The organism is Haloarcula sp. Atlit-7R, assembly GCF_003666065.1.
Classification (GTDB): Archaea; Halobacteriota; Halobacteria; order Halobacteriales; family Haloarculaceae; genus Haloarcula; species Haloarcula taiwanensis.
Genome location: NZ_QXIK01000047.1, coordinates 1 through 826, shown reverse-complemented (window position 1 = coordinate 826; position 826 = coordinate 1). Strand labels below are relative to the sequence as shown.

Genomic DNA, 826 nt, shown 5'->3' with positions numbered 1-826 from the left:
GACACCAGCCGGAGCCTTCTCAGGGTTCAGTCCGTCAGGTCGTCGGGAAGCTCGTCGAGCGACACCGTTTCGCCGCGCTCTAACTCGCCCTCAACCGCTTCGACGTCGGCCAGCACCTCGTCGGAGAGCCGTGGCGCGACAAGTGCGGTCCACTCGACCGTGGAGTTCTCGGTGCCTTCGCTTGCGACCAGTTCGTCGCTCTCCATCTCCCGCAAGCGACACTGAATAACCTCGCTGCTGACCTCAATCTCGAAATGCTCGGCCAGCGCGTCGGCGACCTCGGCGACGGTCAGCATCGGTGCATCCACAGTGGTCTCGTAGTCGAACGCTTTCAGCACGTCTTGTTCGGTCAGCTCCGCTGTATCGCCTGCTCGCGTCATGAGCTACTGTTCTCCAGCAACGGTCACTTCGGCTTCGATATGCACGCGCTCGTAGGGCACGAACGGCGCTTTCTCCCGTCCTTCGCCCTCGCGGAAGTGGACGATGCCGGCGTGTTCGAGAACACTCAGATCGTTGCTCACCTGCGGGTTCTTCCGGTTGAGGCGGTCGGCCAGCTCGGTGACGCTGTCGGCTGGCTCTCGTTGTAGCTCGCGGATGAGCGCAACACGCTGCGGCGACAGGAGCGTTCGCAGTTCTGACGGATTGTCGAAGTGGTGAATGACAGCGGCCGCTCCCTGGTCCTCGAACTGCTCGATGAACGTGTCGGCTGTCTCGTCGACAGGTGGCTCGTCGAATCGGGCGGTCACGGCAATGAATCGTTCTGCTACTGTCATAATACCTCTCTACACACGCCGTAGAACTAGGAGTTCGTCATAGAAGCCGTCGC

The 826-nt window shown here is 61.4% G+C and carries 2 protein-coding genes; both read right to left on the bottom strand.

Features of this window, described 5'->3' with window-relative positions; translation table 11 throughout:
• Positions 1-26: 26 nt before the first annotated feature.
• Positions 27-380, bottom strand: a complete 354-nt coding sequence (locus D3D01_RS22530; protein WP_121513855.1) for a helix-turn-helix domain-containing protein — start codon at positions 378-380, stop codon at positions 27-29.
• A gap of 3 nt (positions 381-383) precedes the next feature.
• Complete coding sequence (locus D3D01_RS22525; RefSeq protein WP_121513854.1) at positions 384-773, bottom strand: helix-turn-helix domain-containing protein; 390 nt, start codon at positions 771-773, stop codon at positions 384-386.
• Positions 774-826 lie beyond the last annotated feature (53 nt).

Bases quoted from the DNA above. Each gene is read 5' to 3' on its own strand.
- D3D01_RS22530 (WP_121513855.1), bottom strand. From the start codon at position 380: ATGACGCGAGCAGGCGATACAGCGGAGCTGACCGAACAAGACGTGCTG.
- D3D01_RS22525 (WP_121513854.1), bottom strand. From the start codon at position 773: ATGACAGTAGCAGAACGATTCATTGCCGTGACCGCCCGATTCGACGAG.